General features: G+C 36.8%; 8 protein-coding genes. 6 read left to right on the top strand and 2 right to left on the bottom strand.

Annotation, left to right across the window (positions count from 1 at the left end; all coding sequences use genetic code 11):
- Positions 1-130 precede the first annotated feature (130 nt).
- The 5 genes from rny (at position 131) to AC1DND_RS15760 (ending at position 6,490) form a co-directional block, all read left to right on the top strand.
- Entirely contained in the window at positions 131-1,702 is a 1,572-nt protein-coding gene (gene rny / locus AC1DND_RS15780; RefSeq protein ID WP_029277270.1) for a ribonuclease Y, read from the top strand.
- A 102-nt stretch (positions 1,703-1,804) separates the two neighbouring features.
- Positions 1,805-2,320 (top strand): Mpo1 family 2-hydroxy fatty acid dioxygenase, encoded by a 516-nt coding sequence (locus AC1DND_RS15775; RefSeq protein WP_477583001.1) that lies wholly within the window; start codon positions 1,805-1,807, stop codon positions 2,318-2,320.
- Positions 2,321-2,431: 111 nt separating this feature from the next.
- Positions 2,432-5,248, top strand: coding sequence for a TonB-dependent receptor (locus AC1DND_RS15770; RefSeq protein ID WP_477582999.1), 2,817 nt, complete (start codon positions 2,432-2,434; stop codon positions 5,246-5,248).
- Between the two features lie 116 nt (positions 5,249-5,364).
- Entirely contained in the window at positions 5,365-6,180 is an 816-nt protein-coding gene (locus tag AC1DND_RS15765) for a hypothetical protein (RefSeq protein ID WP_477582997.1), read from the top strand.
- Positions 6,181-6,343: 163 nt separating this feature from the next.
- Positions 6,344-6,490 carry a hypothetical protein gene (locus AC1DND_RS15760; RefSeq protein WP_477582995.1) on the top strand — a complete coding sequence of 49 codons (147 nt, stop codon included), beginning with the start codon at positions 6,344-6,346 and terminating at the stop codon, positions 6,488-6,490.
- An 80-nt stretch (positions 6,491-6,570) separates the two neighbouring features.
- Here AC1DND_RS15760 and AC1DND_RS15755 read toward each other — a convergent pair whose 3' ends face one another.
- Entirely contained in the window at positions 6,571-6,876 is a 306-nt protein-coding gene (locus tag AC1DND_RS15755; protein ID WP_477582993.1) for a hypothetical protein, read from the bottom strand.
- 148 nt (positions 6,877-7,024) lie between these two features.
- Between AC1DND_RS15755 and AC1DND_RS15750 the strand changes: the two genes are divergently transcribed.
- A complete protein-coding gene (locus AC1DND_RS15750) occupies positions 7,025-7,177 on the top strand; it encodes a hypothetical protein (RefSeq protein ID WP_215129302.1) in 153 nt (50 codons plus the stop codon).
- On the opposite strand, the gene AC1DND_RS15745 is transcribed toward AC1DND_RS15750, so the two are convergent.
- Positions 7,174-7,398 (bottom strand): hypothetical protein (locus AC1DND_RS15745; protein ID WP_477582991.1); only part of this gene is annotated, 225 nt, incomplete at its 5' end. The two genes, AC1DND_RS15750 and AC1DND_RS15745, sit on opposite strands and share 4 nt — an antisense overlap.

Below are 7,398 nucleotides of genomic sequence, written 5' to 3'. Positions count from 1 at the left end.
GGGTTAAGAGGGCGTATTTCATCTGCTATGGCACCTGAAAATGGCTTAAACCCTAATTATGCTTAGTTGAGGTTTAAAATGTATGAGACTTTAAAAATTAGTTGCGGTTTTTTTTTACTTAAAAAACAAAATGGAAATAGTTGAAATATTAGGATACGTATTTGCCGTAATAGCGGGTATTGCTATCGGAGTGGTGGTAGGAAGATTCCTACTGCGTAACTTGCTTAAACAGCAGGAAGTTGCAGCACAGAACAAAGTGAAAAAGATTTTAAAAGATGCTGAAAACAATGCAGAGATCTTAAAAAAGAATAAACTTTTAGAAGCAAAAGAAAAGTTTTTGCAAATGAAAGCGGAGCATGAGCAAGAAGTAAATGCCAAAAACAATAACATTAACCAACGCGAAAATACCATGAAGCAGAAAGAGCAATCGGTAAACCAGCGCATGGAAAATTTCAATAAAAAAGAACAAGAACTCGATAAACAAAAAAGCGTTTTAGAAAAGCAAACCGAAATTGCGATTAAAAAGCAAGAAGAAGTTGAAGTGCTTAAAAACCAACACCTAAAACAATTAGAAACCATTGCTGGTCTGTCTGCCGAAGAAGCTAAAGAGCAATTGGTAGAAAATCTGAAACAAGAAGCCCGTACACAGGCAATGATGCAGGTGAAGGATATTGTTGATGAGGCAAAGTTAACGGCGAGCAAAGAAGCTAAAAAAGTAGTAATCCAAACCATTCAGCGTACTGCTACCGAAGCTGCAATTGAAAATTCGGTTTCTATTTTTCATATCGAAAGCGATGAGATTAAAGGTCGTGTTATTGGTAGAGAGGGTAGAAACATCCGTGCTTTAGAAGCTGCTACCGGTATTGAGATTATTGTTGATGATACACCAGAAGCAATTATTTTATCAGGTTTCGATCCGGTAAGAAGAGAAATTGCCCGTTTGGCTTTACACCGTTTGGTAACAGATGGTCGTATCCACCCGGCTCGTATCGAGGAAATTGTAGCGAAAACCAAAAAACAGATCGAAGACGAAATTGTAGAGATTGGTGAGCGTACAGTAATCGATTTAGGTATCCATGGTTTACACCCTGAGTTAATCCGTATGGTTGGCCGTATGCGTTACCGTTCATCTTACGGACAAAACTTGTTACATCACTCTCGTGAGGTAGCTAATTTCTGTGCGACGATGGCTGCCGAATTAGGCTTAAATGCTAAAATGGCTAAACGCGCAGGTTTATTACACGATATAGGTAAAGTGCCTGATGATAACCCTGAATTGCCACACGCAATTTTAGGTATGCAATTGGCCGAGAAATATAAAGAGCACCCTGAAATTTGTAATGCTATTGGTGCCCACCACGATGAAATTGAGATGACTTCAATGATCTCTCCAATCGTACAGGCTTGTGACGCAATCTCTGGTGCGCGTCCGGGTGCACGTCGCGAGGTGGTAGAAAGTTATATCAAACGCCTTAAAGATTTAGAAGAACTGGCTTTATCTTATCCTGGCGTTGAAAAAACGTTTGCAATTCAGGCTGGTAGAGAATTACGTGTGATTGTAGAAAGTGAACGTATTACTGATGCACAGGCAGAACTTTTAGCTGCAGATATTTCAACCCGTATTCAAACCGAAATGACTTATCCAGGGCAGATTAAGGTTACTGTAATTAGAGAAACCCGTTCTGTAGCATTTGCGAAATAATTTTTTAAAGACCTTATAGGTTTTTAAAAACCTATAAGGTCTGAAGGACAAAACAAATTATAAAGCGATGGATATTCCATCGCTTTTTTTTATTTTTACATAATGAGCAAGCAAACCATAACAATCGAACCAAAGCGGGCAGTAGATGTGCTTTTTGATAAGTATGCCGAAAGTCACCAAAATCCAACAAACAAGCTGGTGCACTGGATCTGTGTTCCGTTAATTGTATTCAGCTTACTGGGGTTGATCTGGCAGATTCCTTTTCCACATATCGGTTTTTTAGGTAGCTACAACGGTTTCTTTAACTGGGCGTCTTTTCTATTGGCCTTTAGCTTGTATTATTACTTTACACTTTCACCTGTGTTGTTTTTCTTAATGATCTGGGTGGTGGGTTTAATGAGTTACATCATCGTTAAAATTGAACAGGCGGTAGGCTTAGGTAGTGGAACGGCCTATGCCATTTATGCGGCAATATTTGTAGCCGCCTGGATCGGTCAGTTTATTGGGCATAAAATTGAGGGGAAAAAACCTTCATTCCTTGATGATGTTAAGTTCTTGTTAATAGGTCCGATCTGGTTATTGCACTTCATTTGTAAGAAAGTAGGTATTCGTTACTGATTCGAAAAGTGATTAACATTCAGTTAACCTTAAGGTAAAGTAATATTAATTAATACCTAACTTGCAGTTAACACTGTGGTAATACTTTTGCCCTTATCAAATAAAGGCAAATTGGACTTACTAAACTCTTTTAAAAGAGCGGCACTCACTGTGTTCGCTTTAACGATCAGCATATTATCATATGCGCAGACAGGAAAAATTTCTGGAACAGTTACCGATAAAAAAACCGGCGAAACCTTAATTGGAGTAACGGTTAAAATTAAAGGTACCACTAAAGGTACTTCTACAGGAGCTGATGGTAAATATACTATTGCTGCATTGCAAGATGGTAAATTTATTATCGAAGCATCGTACGTAGGTTATGCTACAAAGGAGGTACCAGCTGTTGAAGTAAATGGTGGAGGTACAACTACCTTAAACCTGGCGCTTGATGAATCAAATTCTCAGAAATTGGCTGATGTACAGGTAAAAGGCCAGGCAAGTAGAGAGACTGAAACGGCACTTTTATCGCTTCAAAAAAATGCAATAGAAATTAAACAGGGCATCGGAATCCAGGAACTATCTAGAAAAGGTGTAAGTGATGTTGAAGAAGGATTGACAAAAATTACAGGTATTACTAAGGTAGACGGCAGGGGTTTATTTGTAAGAGGTTTAGAAGATAGGTATAACAACTTATTAATAAATGGTTTAGCAGTACCTTCTAACAATCCGTTTAAAAAAATTATCCCCTTAGATCTTTTTCCAACGGATATTGTAAGTGTTTTGGAAACTTACAAAACTTTTAACTCAGGCTTATATGGCGATTTTGCCGGTGGAACTTTTAACATTGTAACCGCTAAGGGCGAAAAAGCAGTAACTAAAATTAATATTGGTACCAGCTTTCTTTCTAACAGTAGCTTTAAGAAATTCTTAAGACCTGAAGGTGAAACTTCAATTGGAGATTACTTTGGTTTTCCTAATAATGGACGTGATTTACCTAAGGTTTTCGGCAAGAAACCATCATCTTATACCATGACTGGAAACGAAGCCAATTCGCAATTCGGATCCGGTTTCGATGTTGAAGAGGGAAATGCGCCTTTGAATACAAATATTGGTATACTACATACACGAAAAATCAGATTTGAAAACAACCGCTATTTCCAGTATCTGGTTTCTGTAAATACAGATAATAATTTTCAGATTAGAGAAGGTGTAGATCGTTTCTTTAATACCGCACAAGGTATTTACGACAACAACTTATATACCACTAAATATAGGTTTTCTACCAATTCATCGGTATTAGGTGCAATTAATTATGGTACCAACAGGTTAAACCTTAATTTAAATGCCTTTTATTTAAAAGGAACAGAAACAATGATTCAGGATCAACTGGGTTATACCAATAGCCAGGCTACGGTTACTAACTCATTTATCCGTTTAAACCAGTTGCAAAAAACCGATTTCTTTACCGGTCAGGTATTCGCGAATTATAAAATAACCGAAGACGACAGACATAGCGTAAGGGCAGGAGCTTCTTATTCAAAAACAGGTTATGAGCTTCCTGATAGAAAATCGTTTAAAGGAGTACAGCTAGATGCGAATACCACATCAATTAGTTATACCGGCAACAGTATTTCAAGACAGTATATGGATTTTAACGGCGATTTCTTCGGATCTGGTTTATTGGAATATAACTTGAAGTTTGGAAACGGCGATAAAGAAAAAGCCAATAAATTTACACTAGGTTACAATGGCTCTTTCAATAAAATAGAATCTAATTTCAGGTTTTTAGTTTCGCAAAATCTAGCCTCTAATAGTGCTACTTTTAATACCAATCAGCCTGATGCTACATTGGCTGGTCAGATTGCTAATGGCGGCTTTACTTATAATGAAGGTACAGGTGCAACCTACCTTGCCCGCATGCAAGAAAGTGTTAACGCTGGTTATGCCGATTTATCGTTGGTTATCGGAGATAAAATTAACATCAATGGTGGGGTAAGGGTAGAGCAATCTCAACGGATTACCAGGTTTAGAAATCAGGGTACTTTTGATGACCCTCTTGTGAGAGTAACTAAAAATAATACTGATGTTTTACCAGCCGTAAACTTTAAATATTCGGTTACTGAGAAAACGAACTTAAGGCTATCACTTTCAAAAACCTTAACCAAACCGGTTATTATGGAAGCTTTCCCATTAGAGTTCGTAAATCCGGATGCGACTATCGAAAATGGTAACCCTAATGTGGTAAACAGTAAAAACTACAATGTTGATGTAAAATATGAGTTTTTTCCTTCTAATACAGAAATGTTTGCCATAACAGGTTTTGCCAAATATTTGAAGAATCCTATAGAACGTTTATTTACACAAACCGCAGGAAGTGGTGGTTTAGCCATTACTTATGATAACTCTAAAAAAGCAGTTTTATATGGTGCTGAATTAGAATTTTTATTGCAACTCTCAAGGTTCAGCGAATCCCTTTCTAATTTCTCGGTTGGTTTCAATACCTCATTGATGTATACCCAAACTACTATTGATAAGGTAAAAAATAGTGCTGAAACTGCTGCTATTGGTAATGATAATACCCGCAAGTTGCAGGGCGCGTCACCGTGGTTAATCAATGCTGATATCAAACATGAAAGTAATTTTGGTAAAAACTGGAAAAGCACCATCACTTTAGCCTATAATATTTATGGCGAACGTATTTATGCTGTGGGTACCAATGGCTTAGATAACTACTACGAGAAACCATTTGGAAAACTAGATTTGATCTGGAACAACAAAATTGCGAGCAAGTGGGATTTAAAGTTTGGTGTAGAGAATATCTTAAATCCAACTTATAAAGTTGATTTGGGCGAAAAGAGCTTAGTGAAAATATACGAGAACAGCCTTACTGTTAAAGATTATAAAAGAGGTGTTGGCGTGTCGTTAGGCCTTGGCTACACATTCTAATTTAATATTACGATTCCTTAACCTTCGGTTTACGTAATGTTAAACATGGGTTAATGTATTCAAAACATAGGAAAACTAAATTTACACATCAAAAGGAAAATTAAAAAAGATTAAAAATGAAAAAATTACTTTATGCAATTGCTGTGTCAGCTACAATTTTTACGGGCTGTTCAAAAGACGAAGATGATGAAATCCCTACAAAAGTTCCGGTAGTAGGCGAAATCACAGGCGATATTACAGCTAACAGAACATTGGCTTTTGGTAATTATACGTTAAAAGGTATTGTTAAAATTCAATCGGGTGTTACTTTAACTATCGAGGCAGGTTCTACTTTTACCGCAGATAAAGCTGATGGTGATGATGGTTTAGTAGTATTAAATGGTGGTAAGCTAATTGCCAACGGTACTGCCGATAATCCGATTGTATTAACCGAAAAATCAAAAGTTGGTGGTTCTTGGAATGGTATCATCATGTATGGTGATGCGCCGATTGTAAACTCGGCATCAGGGGTACAAACTTCAAACTCTGAGGATGGTTTGTTATTACCATACGGTGGTACTAATGCTGCCCATAATGGTGGTTCGTTAAAATATGTAAGAGTAGAATATGCTGGTCGTGTAATTACTACCAACTCTAAAGAACAAAATGGTTTCTCATTCTACTCAGTAGGTAGTGGAACAGTATTAGAAAACCTGGTTTCTTACAAAGGAAATGATGATGGTTTCGAATTTTATGGTGGAACTGTAAGTGCTAAAAACTTAATTTCTTATGGTAATGCTGATGATGCTTTCGATTGGCAAGATGGCTGGAGAGGTCAAGACAATACCAACTGGTTTGCTTATCAAACTGGTGTGGCTAACTACGGCATGGAAGTAGAAGCAAAAAGTGTTAACAATGCATTTTGGCCTAAAGTAACCAATATTACTGGGTAATGGCGATTACAGCAATATCGTAATTGATGGATATAATAGCCAAACAACTCCAACAGCACTTGTCGGTGGGGCAGTTCAAATCAAAGATTTAGTTACTTATAACGATCAGGTATTAACTGGAAAAATTAAATTAACAAACGTAAAAATAACTAATACCCCTACATTGTTCATCGCAGGTGCAACAACTTTCACAGTAAACGCAGCAAGTTTTGGTACCAACTGGACTACTTCAACTACTGCAACGGGTGCTTCTTTAACAAAAGGAAAATGGGCTACTGTTGATGGTGTAGATTTGTTAGCTAATCTATAATAGCAAACTATTCTTTAATAAGCATAAAAAAGTGGGTGTTCATCATAATGGTGAACACCCGCTTTATTTTATAATCGTATTTATACTGCCTCTTTAACCTCTTCTTTTGCTTTCTTTGCTACAGCAGGTTTAGCAGCTTTTGCCTTCGGAGTCGCWGGAGTAACTTCCTCTTCTTTGATATATGGCGTTATAGAATCATCTTGAGTGGCGAAAGTAACTTTTTTAGTTAATTGCTTTGCAAATTTTTCGATTACTTTATCGGCTTTTTTTGCTTTGCCATACTGGATAACAAGTTCGTTAAATGCAAGGGCTAATTTCGATTCTAATTCTTTGCGTAGTTTTTTGCTTGTCGAATGACTTTTCGACTTGGATTTGTTCTTTTTCATCTAAAACTTATGGGTTTTCCCAAAGATAGAGAATCGGAAAGTTAAATTAATATTATGATTATGTTAACACGTAGCTAACTGCTTAACATATAAAATATTTCTCATAACTTAGGTTAAATCACATAGGTTAGAATTTAATCGAACGAATATGAATTATCCAATATTAATCGGTGTTGCGGTTCTGGTCATTATTTTAATTGCCTACCTGATCAAAAGAAACCAAAAAGACAAAAAGGAATTTGAAGAAGAGGTAATCCAGTCTGAACTTCCGCCTGAGAAAGATGATAAAGAAAACAACTAAAAAGTACTTCCTGGTGCTATATCGCCGCCAAGATCTAGGGTATTCTGGAAACCTTCCAGGTATTGAAGTAAATGTCGTTCAGCATTTGCGTAAGAAGTAAATGTTGATGCGGGCTCATAAGCATCAGAATCGGTTTTGCTTTTGTAAAATGAACTGATTTTGAAAACGAAAACTTTGCCATCGTTAATCGGCGACATAATTCTAGCCTTTATAGCGTGACC

Source organism: Pedobacter sp. 01N416 (assembly GCF_056399685.1).
Note: the sequence above shows the minus strand (reverse complement) of the source record. Positions and strands in the feature narration are given on the sequence as shown.